General features: G+C 69.5%; 21 protein-coding genes. 16 read left to right on the top strand and 5 right to left on the bottom strand.

From position 1 onward, the window contains the following. The first annotated feature begins 69 nt into the window (after positions 1-69). The 3 genes from KQ305_RS04365 (at position 70) to KQ305_RS04355 (ending at position 2,809) form a co-directional block, all read left to right on the top strand. Positions 70-1,623: an Hsp70 family protein gene (locus KQ305_RS04365; RefSeq protein ID WP_259724214.1), complete on the top strand. Its 1,554-nt coding sequence runs from the start codon at positions 70-72 to the stop codon at positions 1,621-1,623. 100 nt (positions 1,624-1,723) lie between these two features. Beyond that, positions 1,724-2,551, top strand: a complete 828-nt coding sequence (locus KQ305_RS04360; protein ID WP_259724213.1) for a hypothetical protein — start codon at positions 1,724-1,726, stop codon at positions 2,549-2,551. A 39-nt stretch (positions 2,552-2,590) separates the two neighbouring features. Continuing rightward, positions 2,591-2,809 carry a ferredoxin-thioredoxin reductase variable chain gene (locus KQ305_RS04355; RefSeq protein WP_259724279.1) on the top strand — a complete coding sequence of 73 codons (219 nt, stop codon included), beginning with the start codon at positions 2,591-2,593 and terminating at the stop codon, positions 2,807-2,809. Positions 2,810-2,830: 21 nt separating this feature from the next. Here KQ305_RS04355 and pyrR read toward each other — a convergent pair whose 3' ends face one another. After that, entirely contained in the window at positions 2,831-3,391 is a 561-nt protein-coding gene (gene pyrR / locus KQ305_RS04350; protein WP_259724212.1) for a bifunctional pyr operon transcriptional regulator/uracil phosphoribosyltransferase PyrR, read from the bottom strand. A gap of 193 nt (positions 3,392-3,584) precedes the next feature. Here pyrR and gpmI point away from each other — a divergent pair, with 193 nt between their 5' ends. The 4 genes from gpmI to KQ305_RS04330 are packed head-to-tail and all read left to right on the top strand — an operon-like array spanning position 3,585 to position 6,145. After that, complete coding sequence (gpmI, locus tag KQ305_RS04345) at positions 3,585-5,153, top strand: 2,3-bisphosphoglycerate-independent phosphoglycerate mutase (RefSeq protein WP_259724211.1); 1,569 nt, start codon at positions 3,585-3,587, stop codon at positions 5,151-5,153. 32 nt (positions 5,154-5,185) lie between these two features. Beyond that, positions 5,186-5,416 carry a preprotein translocase subunit SecG gene (gene secG / locus KQ305_RS04340; RefSeq protein WP_216906160.1) on the top strand — a complete coding sequence of 77 codons (231 nt, stop codon included), beginning with the start codon at positions 5,186-5,188 and terminating at the stop codon, positions 5,414-5,416. A 5-nt stretch (positions 5,417-5,421) separates the two neighbouring features. Next, the gene (msrB, locus tag KQ305_RS04335) at positions 5,422-5,925 is read left to right on the top strand and encodes a peptide-methionine (R)-S-oxide reductase MsrB (RefSeq protein WP_259724210.1); all 504 of its coding nucleotides are present in this window, start codon (positions 5,422-5,424) and stop codon (positions 5,923-5,925) included. Between the two features lie 19 nt (positions 5,926-5,944). Further along, complete coding sequence (locus KQ305_RS04330; protein ID WP_259724209.1) at positions 5,945-6,145, top strand: hypothetical protein; 201 nt, start codon at positions 5,945-5,947, stop codon at positions 6,143-6,145. A 17-nt stretch (positions 6,146-6,162) separates the two neighbouring features. Here KQ305_RS04330 and KQ305_RS04325 read toward each other — a convergent pair whose 3' ends face one another. Then, positions 6,163-7,761 (bottom strand): B12-binding domain-containing radical SAM protein, encoded by a 1,599-nt coding sequence (locus KQ305_RS04325; protein WP_259724208.1) that lies wholly within the window; start codon positions 7,759-7,761, stop codon positions 6,163-6,165. A 472-nt stretch (positions 7,762-8,233) separates the two neighbouring features. On the opposite strand from KQ305_RS04325, the gene KQ305_RS04320 reads away from it, so the two are divergent. Next, complete coding sequence (locus KQ305_RS04320) at positions 8,234-8,398, top strand: hypothetical protein (protein ID WP_259724207.1); 165 nt, start codon at positions 8,234-8,236, stop codon at positions 8,396-8,398. An 85-nt stretch (positions 8,399-8,483) separates the two neighbouring features. Here KQ305_RS04320 and groL read toward each other — a convergent pair whose 3' ends face one another. Together groL and groES are read right to left on the bottom strand one after the other, a co-directional pair. Next, a complete protein-coding gene (gene groL / locus KQ305_RS04315; protein WP_259724206.1) occupies positions 8,484-10,121 on the bottom strand; it encodes a chaperonin GroEL in 1,638 nt (545 codons plus the stop codon). 53 nt (positions 10,122-10,174) lie between these two features. Next, positions 10,175-10,486 carry a co-chaperone GroES gene (gene groES, locus KQ305_RS04310; protein WP_015110667.1) on the bottom strand — a complete coding sequence of 104 codons (312 nt, stop codon included), beginning with the start codon at positions 10,484-10,486 and terminating at the stop codon, positions 10,175-10,177. A 242-nt stretch (positions 10,487-10,728) separates the two neighbouring features. Between groES and atpD the strand changes: the two genes are divergently transcribed. From atpD to KQ305_RS04295, 3 genes are read left to right on the top strand one after another with little or no spacing between them, the layout of a single operon-like run. Further along, a complete protein-coding gene (gene atpD, locus KQ305_RS04305) occupies positions 10,729-12,195 on the top strand; it encodes a F0F1 ATP synthase subunit beta (RefSeq protein ID WP_259724205.1) in 1,467 nt (488 codons plus the stop codon). A 16-nt stretch (positions 12,196-12,211) separates the two neighbouring features. After that, positions 12,212-12,619, top strand: coding sequence for an ATP synthase F1 subunit epsilon (gene atpC / locus KQ305_RS04300; protein ID WP_259724204.1), 408 nt, complete (start codon positions 12,212-12,214; stop codon positions 12,617-12,619). Positions 12,620-12,651: 32 nt separating this feature from the next. Then, positions 12,652-13,758, top strand: coding sequence for a rhomboid family intramembrane serine protease (locus KQ305_RS04295; RefSeq protein WP_259724203.1), 1,107 nt, complete (start codon positions 12,652-12,654; stop codon positions 13,756-13,758). Position 13,759: 1 nt separating this feature from the next. Here the strand turns inward: KQ305_RS04295 and KQ305_RS04290 are convergent, their stop codons facing one another. Then, complete coding sequence (locus KQ305_RS04290) at positions 13,760-16,057, bottom strand: transglycosylase domain-containing protein (protein WP_259724202.1); 2,298 nt, start codon at positions 16,055-16,057, stop codon at positions 13,760-13,762. A 59-nt stretch (positions 16,058-16,116) separates the two neighbouring features. Between KQ305_RS04290 and KQ305_RS04285 the strand changes: the two genes are divergently transcribed. From KQ305_RS04285 to KQ305_RS04265, 5 genes are all read left to right on the top strand, one after another. Then, a complete protein-coding gene (locus tag KQ305_RS04285) occupies positions 16,117-16,401 on the top strand; it encodes a hypothetical protein (RefSeq protein ID WP_259724201.1) in 285 nt (94 codons plus the stop codon). After that, positions 16,398-17,090, top strand: coding sequence for an FHA domain-containing protein (locus tag KQ305_RS04280; protein ID WP_259724200.1), 693 nt, complete (start codon positions 16,398-16,400; stop codon positions 17,088-17,090). The genes KQ305_RS04285 and KQ305_RS04280 overlap by 4 nt, the downstream gene beginning before the upstream one ends. Continuing rightward, complete coding sequence (locus KQ305_RS04275; protein WP_259724199.1) at positions 17,087-18,442, top strand: protein kinase domain-containing protein; 1,356 nt, start codon at positions 17,087-17,089, stop codon at positions 18,440-18,442. The genes KQ305_RS04280 and KQ305_RS04275 overlap by 4 nt, the downstream gene beginning before the upstream one ends. Positions 18,443-18,445: 3 nt before the next feature. Then, the gene (locus KQ305_RS04270; protein ID WP_259724198.1) at positions 18,446-19,183 is read left to right on the top strand and encodes a VWA domain-containing protein; all 738 of its coding nucleotides are present in this window, start codon (positions 18,446-18,448) and stop codon (positions 19,181-19,183) included. Beyond that, positions 19,177-20,102, top strand: a 926-nt coding sequence (locus tag KQ305_RS04265) for a protein phosphatase 2C domain-containing protein (RefSeq protein ID WP_259724197.1), incomplete at its 3' end; no start/stop codon positions are given. The genes KQ305_RS04270 and KQ305_RS04265, both read left to right, overlap by 7 nt.

The raw sequence follows: 20,102 nt of genomic DNA, 5'->3' as shown, positions 1-20,102 counted from the left end.
GGGGGCACCTGCGCCCGTGCGCCACCAGGTCCACCGCCACCATTTCGGCCACCCCGCCCCCTCCGACCCATGCCCGGAACCCTCGCGATCGACCTGGGCAGCAGCACCACCGTGGTGGCCTGGCAGGACAGCCAGGGGCTCCCCGGGCTGCTGCCCCTGCCGCCTTACAGCTGCGGCGACCCCTGTGTGGTGCCCAGCCTGCTGTGGCTGGAGACCCCCGAGGCCGAACGGCCCCTGATCGGCCGCCAGGTGCTGGAGGCGGCCCTGGCCGATGGCGACCATCCCGGCCTCTGCCGGGATTTCAAGCGCCACATCGGAGCCCCGGCGACGGGCCCATCGTCGGGCTGGCTCACGGCCGAGCGGGCCGGTGCCCTGTTGCTGGAGGGGCTCTGGCGGGCCCTGCCTCCGGAACTGGTGCCGGAACGGCTGGTGCTCACCGCCCCGATCGAAACCTATCGGGGCTACCGGGCCTGGCTGCAGCGGGCCAGCCGCGATCTGGCGGTGCCGGAGCTGGCGCTGGTGGATGAGCCCACCGCCGCCGCCATCGGCGCCGGGCTGCCCGCCGGTAGCCGGGTGCTGGTGGTGGACATGGGCGGTGGCACCATCGATCTTTCCCTGGTAGCCCTGGAAGGTGGCGAGGGGCGGGCCGCGCCGATCGCCCAGCTGCTGCGCTTCGCGGGCCGGGATCTGACCCGCAGCACCCAGACCCTGCGCTGCGCACGGGTGATAGGCAAGGCTGGTGTGGCCCTGGGCGGACGGGACATCGATCGCTGGATCGCCTCCCACCTCTGCCCGGATGTTCCGGTCGACGGCGCCCTGCTGCAGCTCGCCGAGCGCCTCAAGTGCCAGCTCAGCGACGCCCCTGAGGCCCTGCAGATCCAGGCCGGGCAGGGTTCCTTCCGTGAACTGAGCCTGAGCCGGCCGGCCTTTGAGCGGCTTCTGGAGGAGCGGGGGTTGCTGCAGCTGCTCGATGGTCTGCTGGAGGCCGTGCTGGCGGCCGCCCGCCGGGAGGGACTGGGGCTGGCCGCCATCGACGCGGTGCTGCCGGTGGGGGGCAGCAGCCGAATTCCCCTGATCCGCCAGTGGCTGGAGAGCCGCTGTCCGGGCGTGCCCCTGCGCGGCGAGCGGCCCGTGGAGGCCGTGGCCCTGGGGGCCCTGGCCCTGACGCCCGGGGTGCGGGTGCGGGACGTGCTGGCCCGCGGCGTGTCCCTGCGCTGCTGGGACCGGCGCAGCGGCTGCCATCGTTGGCATCCCCTGTTCATGGCCGGCCAGAGCTGGCCCACGGAGCAGCCCCTGGAGCTGGTGCTGGCCTGCAGCAGGGATGGCCAGGACCAGCTGGAACTGGTGCTGGGGGAGCCCCTGCCCGAGGAGCGGGCCGAAGTGGTCTTCGAGGGGGGGCTGCCGGTGCTGCGCACGCGACCGGCGGGGGCGGCCCCGGTGCGGCCCTGGTCCACGCCGCCGCTGGCCATCCCCCTGGCCTTCCCCGGTCACCGTGGCGTCGATCGGCTGCGGCTGCGGTTCTCCATCGATACCGAGGCCCAGCTCCTGGTGGAGTGCGACGACCTGGAGGCCCCTGCCGACGGCGGCCGCCGAGGACCCCAACGCCTCGGTCCGGTGCACTGAAGGGCAGGGGCGGTGGACGCCGACCAGGCTGCCCCCGCGACCGGGCGCCGGTGGCCGCCGTTGCATACAACGGATGGAGAACCGCCCCGCTTCTCCCCCCTTGGCCCTTCGCCGGCACAGACTGCCCCGCTTCTGGCTGGCCATCACCCTGGGTTCGGTCGCCGCGGCCATCGGTCTGGGTTACTGGTGGGAGCGCCAACTGCCCGTGCGCCTGGAGCAGGCCTCCGCCACCGGCCGTCTCGACGACTGTCTGCGCTACAGCGAACAGCTGGCCGCCCTCAGCTGGCTGCCCGGCCGCTCCCCCTTCGACCGGGGCCGGTGCTTGCGGGCCAAGGCCGACCAGCTCTGGGGCCAGGAGAACTGGAGCGAGGCCCTGCGCCTGCAGCGCCAGGTGATCAACTCCAGGGCCGGCACCCCCGCCGACCGGGAACGGCTCGCCCGTTGGCAGCGCCAGCTGCGGGCCATGGCGATGAACCGCTTCCAGGCCGGTGATCTGCCGGGGGCTCTGGCGGCGCTTACGCCCCTGGGCGAGGAGCGCAAGGACGATGGCAGTTCCATGGGCGACGACCTCCAGGAGATCTGGAACCGCAACCGCTCCCAGCTGGAGCGGGCGACCCTGCTCGTGAAACAGAAGCGCTGGTGGGAGGCGCTTGACAGCCTCAACCGCCTCGACCACCCCTGGTGGCGCCAGCAGAGCGAGCCCCTGCGGCAGGAGGTGAAAAAGGGCCTCGACCAGCTCAAGGGCAAGGACCGGGAGCACGACAGCCACGGCTCCCTGCCCCACACGGTCTCCGGCGAGAAGCTGGATGGCCTGGTGCAGCGCCGCATCGCCGCCGGCATGGACGAGTGGCAGGCGTTCCAGGCGGCCTGCAAGGAGCTGGGCGGGAGGGTGGTCGAGGCCGGGCCGGAAAGCGCCTGCCAGCGTTGAGCCCATGACAGGATGACCCCGCAGAGCGTCCCGGTGGACATGCAGCCAGGTGATCAGGTCAAGGTGAGCAGCAGCGTGGTCATCTACAACCACCCCCAGCACCGGGGCGAGGCCTTCGACATGGAAGGACAGCAGGGAGAGGTGTTCAACGTCCTCAATGACTGGAAGGGTCGCCCCATCAGTCCGAACCTGCCGGTGGTGGTGGCCTTCGGCAAATTCCGCGCCCACTTCCGCGAGGACGAATTGGCCACCGTCTGACATCCCTTGTCTGAGGCCGCTTCAGTCCCGCAGCAGGTAGACCCCCTCCTCCCCATCGATGGCCTGGAGGCAGAGCTGGATGGTCTCGTGGCGGGCGGTGGGCACCACCCGGCCACAGTAATCGGGCTGGATCGGCACTTCCCGGTGGCCCCGGTCCACCATCACCAGCAGCCCCACCCGGCGGGGACGTCCCCAGGCCTGCAGGGCCTCCAGGGCGGCCCGCACCGTGCGGCCGGTGAAGATCACATCATCGACGAGCACGACCTGACGGCCGTCCACGGGCACCGGCAGCTGGGTGGCCTCCACCAGCCGGGTGCCCACCCGCTCCAGGTCATCGCGGTGGAAGGTGGGATCGAGGCTGCCGTGGGCGATGGGATGGCCGCAGATCGCCTCCAGCCGTCCGGCCAGCACCCGCGCCAGGGCCACGCCACGGGTGGGGATGCCGAGCAGCACGAGGTCCTGGCTGTCGGCCACGGCCTCCAGCACCTGGGAGGCGAGCCTGTCGAGGGTGCGTCCCAGGTCCTGGGCGGAGAGCAGTTCCAACCGGTCCGTGGGTGCCGGACCGGCCATGGGCCTGGCCATGAAACGTATGACGTGTAACCAAAGCCTGACGCATCCCGGCCGGAAGAACGCCTTCCCAGGGAAGCGCTGTAGGTTGGTTTTGTGTTGAAACGTGCAGTATTTCTCTCTGGTGACCGCAGTTCCCTCCCAGAAGCAGTCCGCCAACGGCAAAGCCGAACGGGTTTCCTGCGAGGCGGCTGCCCCCGTAGCTCCGATGGTCCTGGCCATCCTTGATGGTTGGGGCTACAGCCACGAGAGCGACCACAACGCTGTCAGGGCGGCCGATACACCGGTGATGGACGCCCTCTGGCACGCCTATCCGCACACCCTCATCGAAGCCAGCGGCGCTGCCGTCGGCCTGCCCGACCATCAGATGGGCAACTCGGAAGTGGGCCATCTCACCATCGGCTCCGGCCGGATCATCCGCCAGGAGCTGGTGCGGATCGGCCAGGCGGTGCGCAGCGGCACCATCGCCGGCAATCAGGCCCTCAACGACCTGGGCGACACGCTGGTGGCCAGCGGCCGCCCCCTGCATCTGATCGGCCTCTGCTCCGATGGCGGCGTCCACAGCCACATCGACCATCTCGGAGGGCTGCTGCGCTGGGCGGCCGGCCGCGGCCTCAGCGACGTGCTGGTGCACGTGGTCACCGACGGCCGTGACTCGGCCCCCCATGGCGGCCCCGGCTATCTGGCCCGCCTTCAGGCCATGATCGAAGAAGCAGGCGTGGGGCGGATCGCCACCCTCTGCGGCCGCTACTGGGCCATGGACCGCGACCAGCGCTGGGAGCGCACGGAGAAGGCTTTCCGGCTGCTCACCGAGCCGTCCGAGATCTGCCTCCTCACCCCAGCGGAGGTGCTGCAGGGCTCCTATGCGGAGGGCATCACCGACGAGTTCCTCGAGCCGGTGCGCCTCGCCGAGGGACTGCTGGAGAGCGGCGACGGCCTGGTCTGCTTCAACTTCCGCCCCGACCGGGTGCGCCAGTTGATGCGCGCCTTGGTGCTGCCGGACTTCGACGGCTTCCCGCGCCAGTGGATCGGCCCCCTCCACGTCGTCACGTTCACCCAGTACGAACAGGGCCTGCCGGTGGCGGTGGCCTTCCCCCCCGAATCCCTCGATGGTCTTCTGGGCCAGGTGGTCTCCGACCACGGCCTGCGGCAGTTCCGCACCGCCGAAACCGAGAAGTACCCCCACGTCACCTATTTCATGAACGGTGGCATCGAGCAGGCCTTCCCCGGTGAGGAGCGCCACCTGGTGCCTTCCCCCCGGGTGGCCACCTACGACATGGCCCCGGCCATGTCGGCCGAGAAGCTCACTGACAGCTGCATCGCCGCCATCGCCAAGGGGATCTACTCCCTGGTGGTGATCAACTACGCCAACCCCGACATGGTGGGCCATACCGGCCAGATGGAAGCTGCCACCGAAGCCATCGCCATGGTCGACCGCTGCGTGGGCCGCCTGGTGGAGGCCACCACCCGCATGGGCGGCACCCTTCTGATCACGGCCGACCATGGCAACGCCGAAGTGATGCAGGGCCCCGACGGGCTCCCCTGGACCGCCCACACCACCAACCCCGTGCCGGTGATCCTGGTGGAGGGTGAAAAGCGCAAACTGGAAGGCCACGGCAACGACGTCACCCTGCGCGAGCATGGCGGCCTGGCCGACATCGCCCCCACCCTGCTGGAGATCCTGGGTCTGCCCAAGCCGGCCCGCATGACCGGCACCTCCCTGGTGGTGCCCGCCTCCGCTCCCGCCGCCCGAATCCCCCAGACCCTCGGCGCTTGAAGGGCCGCATCGGGGACGGCTAGTCTGGCTCCATGGTCAAGAACATCGTCTCCTCCCTGTGGATGCTCAGCGGCGCCCTGCTGATCATCTCCGTTCTGCTGCATAGCCCCAAGGGCGACGGCATGGGGGGGCTGGCCTCCAGCGGCGGCTCGATGTTCAGCAGCGCCCGCAGCGCCGAGAACACCCTCAACCGCATCACCTGGACCCTGCTGTCCCTGTTCCTGGGGCTGGCGGTGGTGCTGAGCGCCGGCTGGCTGGGCTGAGACGCATGGATCGCCGCAACTTTCTCTCAAGCCTGCTGGCCCGGGTGGGGGCGCCCCTGGCGGGGCTGCTGCCCTTCCTGCCGGTCTCGAAGGCCCTGGCGGCGGCGAAGGCCACCGACCCCGCCTGGCAGTTCAGCCCGGCGGAATGGAAGAAGCGCCTCAGTCCGGCGGCCTATGCCGTGCTGCGCAATGAGGGCACCGAGCGCCCCTTCAGCAGCCCGCTCAACAACGAGAAGCGCAGCGGCAGCTACGTCTGTGCCGGCTGTCGCCTGCCCCTGTTTGCCTCAACCACCAAGTTCGACTCCGGCACCGGCTGGCCCAGCTTCTGGCAACCTCTGCCCAAGGCGGTGGTCACCAAGACCGACTTCAAGCTGATCCTGCCGCGCACCGAGTACCACTGCCGCCGCTGCGGCGGCCACCAGGGCCACGTGTTCGACGACGGACCCAAGCCCACCGGCAAGCGCTACTGCAACAACGGCGTGGCCCTGGCCTTCGTGCCGGGGAGCTGAGGCACCGCCTCCCCCCACCATGGCCCCGTTGCCTGCGCTGCTGATTGCCCTGGGGGTTCCGCTCCTGCTGCTGCTGGGCTTCACCCTGCTGCTGGAGCAGCGCCGCGGCCGCCTGCCCGGCTGGCTCGCCGCCCTCTCCGGTCGCGACGCCATGCTCTGGAACATCGGCTTTGGGCTGCTGATCGGACTGAGCCTGCTGCGGGCTCTGTTGGGGCGCTGAGCCCCAGGCGTCGTGGGTCAGTCCGCCCCCACCAGAACGGCTTCCCTGGCGCTGACGTCCGGCACAGGCGGGGATGGCACCAGGAGATCCTGGCCCAGCTGGTCGCCGATGCGCTCCCGGGCCAGCTGGCGGTACTCGAAGAAGTGTTCGCCGGCGGCGCAGAGGCCCAGGTAAAGGGCCATCAGTCGTGGTTGTTGCCGCCCCATCTGCAGCAGTTGCCACCAGAACTGGCGGCGCAGCCCAGGGCGGCGCAGGCCCTGGTACCAGATCAGCAGGGCCAGTAGCCGCACCGCCTTGACCAGGGGCACATGCATCTGCTGGGAGCAGTGGGGATTGGGCGTGATAGCGAGGCAGTGGCGCAGGCAGCGCTCCAGATAGGTGGTCGGTTCGTACATCCGCCAGAAGGCCTGGACATACTCGCGGCCGATCTCCTGGAGCGGCCGGGTGGGTACGAAATTCATCAAGGTGTTCTGGTCGCCGCAGAGGATATCGGCCTCCGGCAGCAGCCGCCCTTCCTGCTCCAGCCGGGTCCACAGGGCCGTGTTCGGCAGGGCCTGGAGAATCCCCAGCATCGGCTGGGGAATGGCTGTTTCGGCGACGAACGCCTCGATACGCTCTCCGGCCCCTGATCGTTCCCCGTCGAAGCCGAGAATGAACCCGGCGTAGATGATCAACCCCGCCGCGTTGATCGTCTGGCAGGCCTCCACAAGGGGATGGCGGGTGTTCTGTTGTTTGCGGGTGACCGCGAGACTGTCCTGGTCGGGGGTCTCAATGCCCAGGAAGACCCCGAAGAAGCCGGCCTGGGCCATCAGCTTGAGCAGGTCGGGCTGCTCGGCCAGATTCACAGAGGCTTCAGTGAGGAAGTTGAAGGGGTAGCGATGCTCCTGCATCCAGGGAATGAGGTCGCGGAGCAGATGCTTGACGTTGTGCTGATTGCCGATGAAGTTGTCATCCACCATGAAGATGGATCCCCGCCAGCCCAGGTCGTAGAGGGTCTGAAGTTCCCCCAGCAGCTGGTGGTTCTGCTTGGTCCGTGGCTTGCGGCCATAGAGATTGATGATGTCGCAGAACTCGCAGTTGAAGGGACAGCCGCGGGAGAACTGCACCGCCATCATCAGATAGCCGTCACGCTGCAGCAGGTCATAGCGGGGCCTGGGGCTGAGGCTGACATCCGGCTTCTGGTCGGCCCGGAACACCCCCGAGGCTGCGCCATCCTCGAGGGCCTCCAGAAAGGCGGGCACCGTGATCTCGCCCTCATCGAGGATCAGGTAATGGGCCCCGGACTCCAGCGCATGGGCCGGCAGTGAGGTGGGATAGGGTCCGCCGACCGCCACCTTTTTGCCCATCGCTACCGCCTTGCGAATCAGCTGGTGGAAATCCTGCCGTTGCACGAGCATCGCCGAGAGGATGACGAGGTCGCACCAGTGCCAGTCGTCCTCCGATTCCTCAGCCACGTTCCGGTCATGGAAGCGCAGCTTCCAATCCGGCGGCAGCAGGGCCGCCACGGTGAGGATCCCCAGCGGCGGGATGAAGGCCTTCACGCCGGCCATCGCCAGGAGCCGGTCGAACGACCAGAACGTTTTCGGGAAGTGGGGATAGAGCAGGAGGGCGTTCATCTGTTCGTTGGCAACGCTGCATTGGCATCCGGACAACGCAGCCGGACCATTCCCTTCAAGGTAGGCAGCGAATGAAAGTGCAAGCAGTAGCTGTGATTGCCAGAGACTTCTTTTGATGCAGTTCAACAGCAGAATGCAGTTGAACTGCTGATCACATCTGAAGTATCTCTCTCTTTAAAATGCGCACCTCCCAGTGTCATGAAGCCGCAACGGCCTTGGCAGCCATTCCCTTTGCCAGGGGCTGCAGGCCTCCGGGCGAGACCAGGACGAGAGGACAAGCCGCTGGCGTTCTGGATAGAGGGCGGATCCGGTGCTTCCGCCAGCAGCAGCCATGGCGCCCGCCTGGTTCGTCCTCATCAAGCAGCGCTATTGGTGTTCCTGGGGCTGACCCGCCCCCCATCACGACAGCACCGCCACCGCTGCATGGGGTCTGGCCGCCTGGGCTGAGGGCTTGTCTGAAGTTGGCAGCGACTTGCTTGATCCCTCTGCCGGCGTTGCTGTGCGCTGGTCGCAGGGGCAAGGCTGGCAAGACAAGCAACGCATCCGGCGCCGCTACGGCCAGGTGAGCGAGAGCGAGCTTGCGGCCGTTGATGCTGGGTTGCCGTTCTATCTCGGCCTTGTTCCTGACCCGGACTGATCGGTCGCCAAAAAAAAGCGCCCCCGTAGGGGCGCAAGAAGGAGAAAGCGAAGGAGGTTGGATCCGACGCTGACCGCAGGCGCGATCAGTAGTCGAAGTCGCCGCCCATGCCGCCACCGCCACCGGCGGGAGCAGCTTCCTTCTTCTCGGGCATGTCGGCCACGATGCACTCGGTGGTGAGCACCATGCCGGCGATCGAGGCGGCGTTCTGCAGGCCGGAGCGGGTCACCTTGGCGGGATCGACGATGCCGGCGGCCAGCATGTCGACGTACTCGCCGGTGGCGGCGTTGTAGCCCTCGTTGAAGGGCTTGTTGCGCACGTGCTCGGCGACGACGGCGCCATTGACGCCGGCGTTCTGGGCGATCCGCATCAGCGGAGCGGTGAGGGAGGAAGCCACGATGGTGGCGCCGATCAGCTCCTCGCCGGAGAGATGGGCGGCCGCCCACTCTTCGAGGGCCGGGGCCAGGTGGGCCAGGGTGGTGCCACCGCCGGGGACGATGCCTTCTTCAACGGCCGCCTTGGTGGCGTTGATGGCATCTTCCAGGCGCAGCTTCTTGTCCTTCATCTCGGTTTCGGTGGCGGCACCCACCTTCACCACGGCCACACCGCCGCTCAGTTTGGCCAGACGCTCCTGCAGCTTCTCCTTGTCATAGGAGGAGTCGGTTTCGTCCATCTGCTTGCGGATCTGCTCGCAGCGGGCCTTCACCGCCGCCTCGTTGCCTTCGGCGACGATGGTGGTGGTGTCCTTGTTGATGGTGATGCGGCGGGCGGTGCCCAGCATCTCCAGCTTGGTGTTCTCCAGCTTGAGGCCGGCGTCCTCGGTGATCAGCTGACCGTTGGTGAGAACGGCGATGTCCTCGAGCATGGCCTTGCGGCGGTCACCGAAGCCGGGAGCCTTGACGGCGGCGACGTTCAGGACGCCACGCAGACGGTTCACCACCAGGGTGGCGAGGGCTTCCTTCTCGATGTCCTCGGCGATGATCAGCAGGGGCTTGCCGGTGCGGGCGATCTGCTCGAGCACGGGCACCAGGTCCTGCACCAGTCCGATCTTCTTGTCGGTGAGCAGGATGTAGGGCTCGTCGAGCACCGCTTCCATCCGCTCGGTGTCGGTGGCGAAGTAGGGCGAGATGTAGCCCTTGTCGAAGCGCATGCCTTCGGTGACCTCCAGTTCGGTGGTCATCGACTTGCCTTCCTCGAGGGAGATGACGCCCTCTTTGCCCACCTTGTCCATGGCATCCGCGATCATGCGGCCCACTTCTTCGTCGTTGCCGGCGGAGATGGTGCCCACCTGGGCGATGGCGTTGGAGTCGGAGATCGGCTTGGCGTGCTCCTCGATCTTGCCGACCAGGAACTCGGTGGCCTTGTCGATGCCCTTTTTAAGGGTGATGGCGTTGGCGCCGGCGGCCACGTTGCGCAGACCCGCCTTGACCATGGCGTGAGCCAGGACGGTGGCAGTGGTGGTGCCGTCACCGGCAGCGTCGTTGGTCTTGCTGGCGGCCTGACGGATCAGGGCCACACCGGTGTTCTCGATGTGATCCTCCAGTTCGATCTCCTTGGCGATCGTCACGCCGTCGTTGATGATCTGGGGAGCGCCGAATTTCTTTTCAAGCACCACGTTGCGGCCCTTGGGCCCCAGGGTGACGGCGACGGCTTCGGCAAGGATGTCGATGCCACGTTCGAGCGCCCGACGGGCTTGCTCGTTATAGATAATGCGCTTGGCCATGGAAGAAGAAAAATTGCTTGGTGGACGGTGATGCGGACGGAAAAGCCGTCAGATCAGTTGACGACGGCCAGGATGTCCTTCTCGGACAGGAGCACGTACTCGTCGGTTCCGAGCTTGATGTCAGTGCCGGCGTACTTGCTGTAGAGCACCTTGTCGCCGACGCCCACTTCAGGGGCCTGACGGGAACCGTCGTCGTTGCGCTTGCCAGGACCGATCTGGACGACTTCACCCACCTGGGGCTTTTCCTTGGCGGTGTCGGGCAGAAGGATGCCGCCGGCGGTTTTTTCCTCCGATTCGGACACCTTGATGAAGACGCGATCTCCGAGGGGTTTGACCGTGGAGACGCTGAGGGAAACGGCAGCCATGAAATGACGCGAAGAATGGTTGCGAAGACAACGACGGGACCGGCCGGGGCTGGAGCGTCGCTGGGGTGAGTTAGCACTCACGCCCTTCGACTGCCAACCTAGGTGGCAGCTCCGCCGCGTCGCCATCCCCGGGCTGTGCGGGTGACCGAACCCCAGACCCCAGGCACCCTGCGGTGGTAAGGTTGCGCCGCTTCAGACGGGTGGTTGGACCCCGCTGGGCACACCACGTTCCTTCCTTACCTATGGCTGCTGCCGCTCCCGCCGTCCCTGGTACCAAAGGCACCGTGCGCCAGGTGATCGGCCCCGTCCTCGACGTGGAATTCCCTGCCGGCAAGCTGCCCAGAATTTTCAACGCCCTTCGCATCGAAGGCACCAATTCAGCCGGCCAGCAGGTGGCCATCACCGCCGAAGTACAGCAGCTGCTGGGCGACCACCGGGTCCGTGCCGTGGCCATGAGCAGCACCGACGGCCTCGTGCGCGGCATGGGAGCCCTCGACACCGGCGCCCCCATTTCCGTCCCCGTGGGTGAAGCCACCCTGGGCCGCATCTTCAACGTGCTCGGCGAGCCCGTCGACGAGCAGGGTCCGGTCTCCACCTTGATGACGGCCCCGATCCACCGCCAGGCGCCCAAGCTCACCGAGCTCGAGACCAAGCCCCGCGTGTTCGAGACCGGCATCAAGGTGATCGACCTGCTGGCTCCCTACCGCCAAGGCGGCAAGGTGGGCCTGTTCGGCGGCGCCGGCGTCGGCAAGACCGTGCTGATCCAGGAGCTGATCAACAACATCGCCAAGGAACACGGCGGTGTTTCGGTGTTCGGTGGCGTGGGTGAACGCACCCGCGAGGGCAATGACCTCTACGAGGAGTTCAAGGAGTCGGGTGTGATCAACGCCGGCGACCTCTCCAAGTCGAAGGTGGCTCTCTGCTACGGCCAGATGAACGAGCCCCCCGGCGCCCGCATGCGCGTCGGTCTGTCGGCGCTCACCATGGCCGAGCACTTCCGCGACGTGAACAAGCAGGACGTGCTGCTGTTCATCGACAACATCTTCCGCTTCGTGCAGGCCGGCTCCGAAGTCAGCGCGCTGCTGGGCCGCATGCCTTCGGCCGTGGGCTATCAGCCCACGCTCGGCACCGACGTGGGTGAACTGCAGGAGCGCATCACCTCCACCCTGGAAGGTTCGATCACCTCGATCCAGGCCGTCTACGTCCCCGCTGACGACCTCACCGACCCGGCACCCGCCACCACCTTCGCCCACCTCGACGCCACCACCGTGCTCAGCCGCGGTCTGGCTTCCAAGGGCATCTACCCGGCGGTGGATCCCCTCGATTCCACCAGCACCATGCTCCAGCCCGCCGTGGTGGGTGATGAGCACTACCGCACCGCCCGGGCCGTGCAGTCCACCCTGCAGCGCTACAAGGAACTGCAGGACATCATCGCGATCCTGGGTCTGGACGAACTCTCCGAGGACGACCGCCGCACGGTGGACCGGGCCCGCAAGATCGAGAAGTTCCTTTCCCAGCCCTTCTTCGTGGCCGAGATCTTCACCGGTCAGTCCGGCGAGTACGTGAAGCTCGACGACACGATCAAGGGCTTCAACATGATCCTGGCCGGTGAACTCGATGATGTGCCCGAAGCCGCTTTCTACCTGGTGGGCAACATCGACCAGGTGAGGGCCAAGGCCGCCAAGATCCTCGCTGCAGCCAAGTCCTGATCCGGGAATCTTCTCCATGACCCTCACCCTGCGCGTCCTCGCCCCCGATCAGAGCGTCTTCGACGGCACCGCCGACGAAGTGATCCTGCCCGGCACCACCGGCCAGCTCGGCATCCTCACCGGCCACGTCTCCATGCTCACCGCCCTCGACAGCGGTGTGCTGCGGGTGCGGGAGGGGACCAACTGGCAGTCGATCGCCCTGATGGGCGGCTTCGCCGAGGTGGTGGCCAATGAGGTCACCGTTCTCGTGAACGGCGCCGAATTGGGCAGCAGCATCGATGCCACCGCCGCCCAGAGCGACTTCGAGGCGGCCCAGCAGGCCGCTACGGCCCTGGAAGGTTCCGACCCCAGCCCCGAGAAGGTCAAGGCCCAGCAGGCCCTGGCCCGCGCCCGCGCCCGTCTTCAGGCCAGCAAGGCCGCCTGAGTTCTCCTGCGGGCCGGGAGGCTGCGGCGGCGATGGGCAAGGGTCGGGACCTGGGTCTGCAACTGCGCCAGTGGATTGACACCGGCTCCGTCAGCCTGGACAACCCCCAGGCCCTGGCCAACCGGCTGATTGACGCCCTTGGGGCGGAAGAGGGCCTGCGCGGACCCGTCCGGGATCTGGCCACCCAGCCCCTGCTGCTGCGGGTGCTGCAATTGCAGGGTGGCCCCCAGCGCAGTGCCGTCACCGCCCTCAGCCAGCATCTGGCCGGGATCTACGCGCCGAAGGTGCTGGCCGAGCTGCTCGACCTGCTGGAGGCCTGCTCTGGTGTGGCCCCCCCCCGTTCCTCTGGGGAAGATCAGGCCATTGACGTAGCCCCTGCCACCGTTGGGCGCTTCCCCCTGCCCTGGCTGGTGAGCCTGCGGCCCCTCGGTCCAGGGCTGGCGCTCTCGGCTTCAGGCGCCCTGGTGCTGTTCTGGGCCGGCGGGGAGCTCGACCAATGGTTTTTCGATCCCTGGCGCTGGGGCAGCGGCGTGGTGCTGGTGGTGGCTCTGGCCCTGCTCCAGGCCCTGGCCCTCGGCCCGCTGCGGGCCCTTCGCCGCCGCTGGCCCCTGGCCCTGGAGGCCAGCGGTGATCCCCGCCGTGCCTGGTGCTGGATCACCGCCCCCTGGATCCATGCGGCCAACCGCGAGGCCCTGTTCAACCTGGTGATGCTGACGATCGTGCTGGGTGGCTCATCGCTGCCCCTGTCCTCCCTGCTGCTGCGCTACTCGCTCACCGCCCTGGCCACCACGGCGCCGGCGGTGCTGGTGGCCCGCCGGGCCCGGGTGCTGAGGCACTGGGACGGGGCCTCTGGGCCGATCGCGGCCGTGATCGCCCTGGCTTCGGTTCTCAGCCTGTTGCACTGGAAGGCCCACCCCTTCGTCTTGGGGCCGGTGGAGATCCCCGCCTGGGTGTTGCTGGTGATCTTTGGCGCCGTGCAGCTGGGCTGGCAGCTGCCCCGCCGCGATCCCCAGGACAGCAGCAGCCCCATGGCCCGTCTCTGGAGCAGCCCCTGGTGGTGGGGCACCGTGCTGGGAACGGCCTGGGCCCTGGTCACCCGCGCCCAGGAGCTGGCCAGCAGCCTGGGCTGGCTGGTCTGATTCAGCTCGCCAGGGCGCGCATGACCTGCCCCCACAGCTGGGCCACCAGGGCGCCGGAGGCGGCCTGGGCGGGGCGGTTGTCGTCGTTGCCCATCCAGATGCCGGTGAGGATGCGGCTGGAGGGGGAGTAGCCCACGAACAGCACATCGACGCCGTTGTCGGTGGTGCCGGTCTTGCCGCGGGCATCGGCCACCACGGCGGCGGCGGCGCCGGTGCCGCCGCTCACGACCTGCCGCAGCAGGGCATCCATTTCGGCGGCCACCGCTGGTTCGATCAGCTGACGGGGCAGCTCGCCGACCGGTGTGGTGACGCCGCTGGGGGGGCAGTCGGCCAGGGACCGCACCGAGCCGCAGATGCCCAGGTCATAGATGCGTTTGACACCGTGGAGGGGCACCGAGCGGCCGCCGTTGGCCACCACGGCATAGGCCCCCGCCAGCTCGTAGAGGTAGGTCTCCTTGCCGCCCAGCACCATCGAGACGCTCTCCTCCATGGGCGTGCTGATACCCAGCTGGCGGGCCTTGGCCACCACCTTGTTCAGGCCGGCCTGCTGGGCCAGCCGCAGGGCCACCACATTGTCGGAGTTGGCGAAGCCCGCCGCCACACTGGTGATGCCACCCCCGCCACGGCAGCCTGCCACGTAGGCCAGGGGGGCGCAGGAGACGGCATCGCCGGGCTTCACGCCGGCCTCCAGGGCCGCCAGGAAGGAGAACAGCTTGAAGGTGGATCCGGGCTGACGCAGGGCCTGCACCCGATCGAAGCTCGAGCGGCTGTAATCGCCGCCGCCGACGTAGGCCAGGATCGCCCCGGTGCCGTAGTCGATCGAGATCAGGGCGCCCTGGGTGAGCCCGGCCCGGACCCCCGGCCCCTCCAGGAACGCCTTCAGCTGCTTCTGGGCGATGGCCTGCAGGCGGGGGTCGATGCTGCTGATCACCGCGTAGTTGCCCCGGGCCTCCGCACTGCTGAGGTCGAGGGCGAAGCGCCGCCCCTCCAGCTCGCCGATCACGTAATCGCTGAAGAAGGGATAGCTGGAGTAGGTGGAGTCGCGGCAGGCGGAGGGATCGATGTTGAGGGGGCGGCGGCGGGCGTCGATCAGCGCCTGGTCGGAGAGGTAGCCCTCGGCGTGCATCCGCCCCAGCACCAGGTCGCGGCGCTCCCTTCCCCAGGTGGGGTTCTCCCGGTTGCAGGGGCTGTAGCTGTTGGGGCTCGGCAGCAGGCCCACCAGGAACGCCGACTCCGCCACATCCAGGGCGCTGGCCGACTTGCGGAAATAGAGCTGGGCCGCCTGCTCGAATCCCTCCGCCCCCAGGCCCAGGTAGGCCCGGTCGAGGTACATCTTCAGGATCCGGTTCTTGCTGAATCCGGCCTCCAGCTGCCAGGCCACCCACAGCTCCCGCAGCTTGCGGGCCACCGACACATCGGTGCCCACGGCCGGGTAGACCATGCGGGCCACCTGCTGGGCCAGGCCGCTGCCACCGCCGGTGCCCTGCACCAGGGACCGCAGCGTGCCGAACAGGTCGATGCCGCTGTTCCAGCCGAAGCGGGAGTCCTCGGAGGCAATCAGGGCCTGGCGCAGGTGCAGGGGGTAGTCGGCCAGGGTGGGCAGGGCCGTCGAGGAGCCCTCGGCCGCATCGATCTGGCGGCCATCGGTCGAGAACACCTTCACCGGCCCGCCCACCGACCGGATCGAGGAGCCACCGGAGACGGTGGTGGCCAGCAGCAGGCCCCCCAGGGCCACGCCCGAGCCGACGAGGGCGCCGATCGCCCCCCAGTGCACCAGCTGCCCCAGGGGGCTGCGGGGATGGCGGTACACCAGGGTCGGCGCCTCCCCCTTCAGCGGCGAGCCGAGTTGCAGCCGGTCCCCGTCCCGCAGGTGAATGGCGCGGATGCGGCGATCGCGGTGAAACAGACCGTTGGCGGAGCCGAAATCCTCGCCGACATAGTCGCGGTCGCCGGGGCACTCCTGCTCCACGATCGCGTGCACGCGGCTGACGCCGGTGGCGTCGGCCTGCAGCTCGCAGAGGGGATCGCGGCCGATGCGGTAACGACCGCCCTCCAGGGCCACATGCCGGCGACACTGGCCGCCGATCCAGAGTTCCAGCCAGGCGCCGTGGCGGTTCAGTTCCCCCAGGGCCGTGGCCATGGCCCGGCGACGGCCGCCATCCGGATCGGTGCGGCGAAGGGCCTGCTGGAGGCTCCGCCAACCCGTGGCGGGTTCGGGTGCGGTGTGGGGTGCGGTGTGGGGTGCGGTGCCAGGTGCGGTGATGTCGCCAGGCGACGCCTGCTCCGTCGTCCCCACCATCCCCGGCCCATCTGCCTTGCTCCCATACGCTACCCGCAGCGATCGGAGCGGCCGGCCAGGTGGAGCAACGGCGGGATCCATGGGCACCTTTCCGCATCTGGACCGCCCTGACCATCGGGGTGTACGCGGTGCGGGCCAGCTTTGCCGCCACCTGGGTGGGGGCGATCCCCGGCTGGGTGCTGCTGCTCCTGCTCCTGGTGGCGCTGGCGCTGGCGGCCTCGGCCTTGCTGTTCCCCGGGCGGGTGATTCCCTGGAGGGAGGGGGAACCGATGGGCTGGTGGGGCCGGTTCCAGGCCGACCGGCGCCTGGGCCGCCGCCCTGAGCCCGGAGACGACCCCCGATGAGCGCCCACCCCCGGCTGCTGCTGCGGGACGATCCCGGCCGCAGCGTGGCGCTGGATCCCCGCACGCCCCTCTCGATCGGTCGCGATCCGGCCAGCGGCCTCTGCCTGAGCCAGGCCCAGGGCGTCTCCCGCCACCACGCCCTGGTGCGGGTGTCGCGAACACGGGCGGACCAGTGGCTGCTTTGCGACCTGGGCAGCGCCAACGGCACCTACCTCGAAGGCGCCCGGCTGCGGGACTGCCGGCCCCTCTCGGACGGGGACGAGATCCGGCTGGGCCTGAAGGGGCCGGTGCTGCAGTTCCGCGCCACCAGCCGCCCCGCGGCTCCGGTGCTGGCCCAGCCGGCCGCCGGCCAGCTGGATTTCGCCGGCCGCTCCCTGCCCCTCGATCGGATCCGCTCGGCCTACGTGCGCAGCCGCCGGCGCCATCCCCAGGCCTTCAGCTGGTGGCTGCTGCTCTGCCTGGGCGGCCTGTTGCTGCTTCCCTTCCCCTGGCTGTTCTGGCCCCTGCAGCTGGGGGCGCTGGCGGGCTGGATCCTGCTGGGCTCCCGCTGGGAGCATCTGCTGGAGGTGACGCTGCAGGACGGCCTGGCCTACCGCCATCGCTTCGACAGCCTGGAGACGGCCCTGGCCCACCGCAACGGCATCCGCAAGGCCATGGGAGCGGCCCCGGCGGCGGGGCGACGGCCATGAGCTGGATCCTGCCGGAGGGCGCCAGCCTGGACTTCGAGGGTCTGGAGGCCCCGCTCCAGATCATCCGGGGCCTCGGGGGCGGCACCCAGGGCCAGGTCTACGAGGTGGACCTGGAGGGGGAGCGGCTGGCCCTGAAGTGGTACCTGCCGGCCTGCATCGCCCGTGACGGGGGCCTGGAGCGGCGCCTGGTGGCGAGCATCCGGGCCACCGCTCCGAACGAGGATTTCCTCTGGCCGATCGCCCTGCTGCGGGTCAGCCCCGCCAGCCGCCCCCTGATCCGCCTCCGGCAGGAGAGCTTCGGCTACCTGATGCCCCTGCGGCCTCCCGCCTACGTGGGCGCCAGCGAGCATGCCGCCGGCCGGCTGGCGATCGGCCTGCGCCAGGTGCTGCGCGCCTGTTTCGGCCTCGCCGACGCCTTCCATGCCCTGCACCTGGCGGGGCTCTGTTACAAGGACGTCTCGCTGGGCAACCTCTTCCTGGAGCCCGGCGGCGGCAGCATCCTCATCTGCGACAACGACAACGTCGCGGTGGATGGTGCCGACCACGGCGCCGTGCTGGGAACCCCGGGCTTCATGGCCCCGGAGGTCCTGCTGGGGCAGGCTCGGCCCGGGGCGGACAGCGACCTCTTCTCCCTGGCGGTGCTGCTGTTCCGGCTGCTCACCCGCCACGATCCCCTCAAGGGTCAGATGGAGCTGGCGATCCGCTGCCTCGACGAGCCGGCCCGCCGCCGCCTCTGCGGCGAGGACCCGGTGTTCATCTTCGATCCGGTCGACGATCGCAACAGGCCCGACCCGATCGAGCATGTGGCCGCCCTGATCACCTGGCCCATCTACCCCCGCCCCCTCCAGGCGCTGTTCGAGCAGACCTTCTGCCGCGGCATGAAGCAGCCCTCCCGCCGCGCCCTCACCGGCCAGTGGAAGCAGGAGCTGGCCCGCACCCTCGACCGCCGTGCCCTCTGCCCCGCCTGCGGCCAGGAGAACTTCCAGGCCAGCGGTGCCCCGGCGTTGTGCTGGAGCTGCGCGTCACCGCTGCCGGAGCCGATCACGCTGGTGCTGCCCCATGGGGCCGTGCTGGCGGCGCCCGATAACGAGTTGCACCCCCACCACTTCGATGCCCTGGCAGGGGAGGACCTGCGCCGGCCACTGGCCCGGGTGGTGGCCCATCCCCAGGATCCCCGGCGGCTGGGGCTGCGCAACCTCCAGGCGGCCGCCTGGAGCGCCGAGACCCCCGACGGCCGCGTCCAGCCGGTGCAGCCTGGCGAGAGCTGTAGCCTCGCCGCACTCGCCCGGATCCACACCCCCGCGGGTCCGATCGCCGTGCAGCGCCCCACCCGGCCATCCCCCGCCGCCTGAGAGATGCCGTTTCCTGACGTCAAGCTGGCCAACCGCCCGCTCCACTTCCTCTACCTCTGCGACTGCTCCGGCTCGATGGCGGCGTCGGGCAAGATGCAGGCCCTCAACCAGGCCATCCGCCAGTCGCTGCCGGGGATGGCGGCGGTGGCCCGGGACAACCCGGAAGCGCGGGTGCTGGTGCGGGCCGTGCGCTTCGCCGACCACGCCGCGTGGCACATCGAGTCCCCCACGCCGGTGGACCAGCTGGAATGGCGCGATCTGCAGGCCGGCGGCATCACGGCGATGGGGGAGGCCCTGAAGCTGGTGGCGGCGGCCCTGCAGACCCCGCCGATGGAGGTGCGCGCCCTGCCGCCGGTGCTGGTGCTGATCTCCGATGGCCAGCCCACCGATGATTTCGCCGCCGGCCTCGAGGCTTTGCTGCGGGTGCCCTGGGCCCAGAAGGCGGTGCGCCTGGCCATCGCCCTGGGCCATGACGCCGACCTGGAGGTGCTGCAGCGGTTCATCGGCACGGAACCGGCGACGTCGGGCCGCTCGCCCCGCCGCCCCCTGCAGGCCAGCAACGCCACTTCCCTGGCCCAGTACATCCAGTGGGCCTCCACGGCGGTGGTGGGGGCCGCCTCGATGCCTGCCAGCCGGGTCAGCGAAACGCCCCTTGAGCCCGCGGCGGGCAACATCCCCCTGCCGGATCTGCCCCCCACCGTGCTGGATCCCACCGACGACGTCGGTCCCCTGGTGTGGTGACCCGCTGGGCGGCGCCGATCGGTGCCAGCCGGGCCGGTGCCGCCCACCGGCGTGCCGGCCGCCCCTGTCAGGACGCCGTGCTCTGCGGTGAGCTGCGCGATGGCGACGGGCAGCCGGTGATGCTGATGGCGGTGGCCGATGGCCACGGAGGGCGCCGCTACCGGCGCAGCGAGGTGGGCAGTCGCCTGGCCTGCGAGACGGCCCTGGCCGTGGTGGGTGACACCCTGGCCGCCGCGCCCCCGGGGGACGGGGAGGGGGACTGGAGCCGCTGGCTGGCCCGCGACCTGCCCGAGGCGGTCCAGCGCCGCTGGCTGGAGGCGGTGCAGGCCCACTGGCAGAGCGATCCCGGCGAGGGCGACTTCGAGCCCCTGCTCTACGGCAGCACCCTGGGCCTGGTGGTGATGACGACCCGCTGGTGGGGCCATACGGGCCTGGGCGACTGGGACCTGGTGCGGGTGGAGGCGGACGGCCGCGCCCGGCTGCTGGAGGAGGAGAACGAGCCCACCGCGCTCGGAGAAGCCACCTGCAGCCTCTGCCAGCCCCGGGCGGCGGCCCTGTTCGCCCGCCGGGCGGGCCTGCATCCGATCGTCGCCGACGACAGCGACTTCGCCCTGGTGCTCTGCACCGACGGCATCCGCAAATCCTGTGCCACCGACGGCGACTTCCTCACCCTGGCGGCCTGGTTGGCCCGCAGTGGCGCCGAGGCGGCCAGCACCCTGCCGGAGGCGCTGGATCGGGTCAGCCGCGAGGGCAGCGGCGACGACGTGACTGTGGCCATTGGCCGCAGCGGATGTCTCGGCGAGCCGCCGGCGCCGCCGCCGCTGCCCGTCGTCCCCGCGGCGACGGAAACCCCTGCGGTGACACCATCCCCTGCCCAGACCGCCCAGGCATCCCGTCCCCGGAGGCGGCGCCCGGCGAT

The sequence above is a fragment of the Synechococcus sp. CS-1332 genome (genome assembly GCF_025127995.1).
Lineage (GTDB): Bacteria > Cyanobacteriota > Cyanobacteriia > PCC-6307 > Cyanobiaceae > Cyanobium.
The sequence above is the reverse complement of the archived record's forward strand: the minus strand, read 5'-3'. Positions and strand labels throughout refer to the sequence as shown.

Coding starts and splice junctions, on each gene's coding strand:
- atpD (WP_259724205.1), top strand. CDS start 10,729: ATGGCTGCTGCCGCTCCCGCCGTCCCTGGTACCAAAGGCACCGTGCGC.
- KQ305_RS04295 (WP_259724203.1), top strand. CDS start 12,652: ATGGGCAAGGGTCGGGACCTGGGTCTGCAACTGCGCCAGTGGATTGAC.
- KQ305_RS04365 (WP_259724214.1), top strand. CDS start 70: ATGCCCGGAACCCTCGCGATCGACCTGGGCAGCAGCACCACCGTGGTG.
- gpmI (WP_259724211.1), top strand. CDS start 3,585: ATGGTCCTGGCCATCCTTGATGGTTGGGGCTACAGCCACGAGAGCGAC.
- KQ305_RS04325 (WP_259724208.1), bottom strand. CDS start 7,761: ATGAACGCCCTCCTGCTCTATCCCCACTTCCCGAAAACGTTCTGGTCG.
- KQ305_RS04355 (WP_259724279.1), top strand. CDS start 2,591: ATGCAGCCAGGTGATCAGGTCAAGGTGAGCAGCAGCGTGGTCATCTAC.
- secG (WP_216906160.1), top strand. CDS start 5,186: ATGGTCAAGAACATCGTCTCCTCCCTGTGGATGCTCAGCGGCGCCCTG.
- msrB (WP_259724210.1), top strand. CDS start 5,422: ATGGATCGCCGCAACTTTCTCTCAAGCCTGCTGGCCCGGGTGGGGGCG.
- groES (WP_015110667.1), bottom strand. CDS start 10,486: ATGGCTGCCGTTTCCCTCAGCGTCTCCACGGTCAAACCCCTCGGAGAT.
- atpC (WP_259724204.1), top strand. CDS start 12,212: ATGACCCTCACCCTGCGCGTCCTCGCCCCCGATCAGAGCGTCTTCGAC.
- KQ305_RS04290 (WP_259724202.1), bottom strand. CDS start 16,057: ATGGTGGGGACGACGGAGCAGGCGTCGCCTGGCGACATCACCGCACCT.
- KQ305_RS04270 (WP_259724198.1), top strand. CDS start 18,446: ATGCCGTTTCCTGACGTCAAGCTGGCCAACCGCCCGCTCCACTTCCTC.
- pyrR (WP_259724212.1), bottom strand. CDS start 3,391: ATGGCCAGGCCCATGGCCGGTCCGGCACCCACGGACCGGTTGGAACTG.
- KQ305_RS04280 (WP_259724200.1), top strand. CDS start 16,398: ATGAGCGCCCACCCCCGGCTGCTGCTGCGGGACGATCCCGGCCGCAGC.
- KQ305_RS04330 (WP_259724209.1), top strand. CDS start 5,945: ATGGCCCCGTTGCCTGCGCTGCTGATTGCCCTGGGGGTTCCGCTCCTG.
- groL (WP_259724206.1), bottom strand. CDS start 10,121: ATGGCCAAGCGCATTATCTATAACGAGCAAGCCCGTCGGGCGCTCGAA.
- KQ305_RS04275 (WP_259724199.1), top strand. CDS start 17,087: ATGAGCTGGATCCTGCCGGAGGGCGCCAGCCTGGACTTCGAGGGTCTG.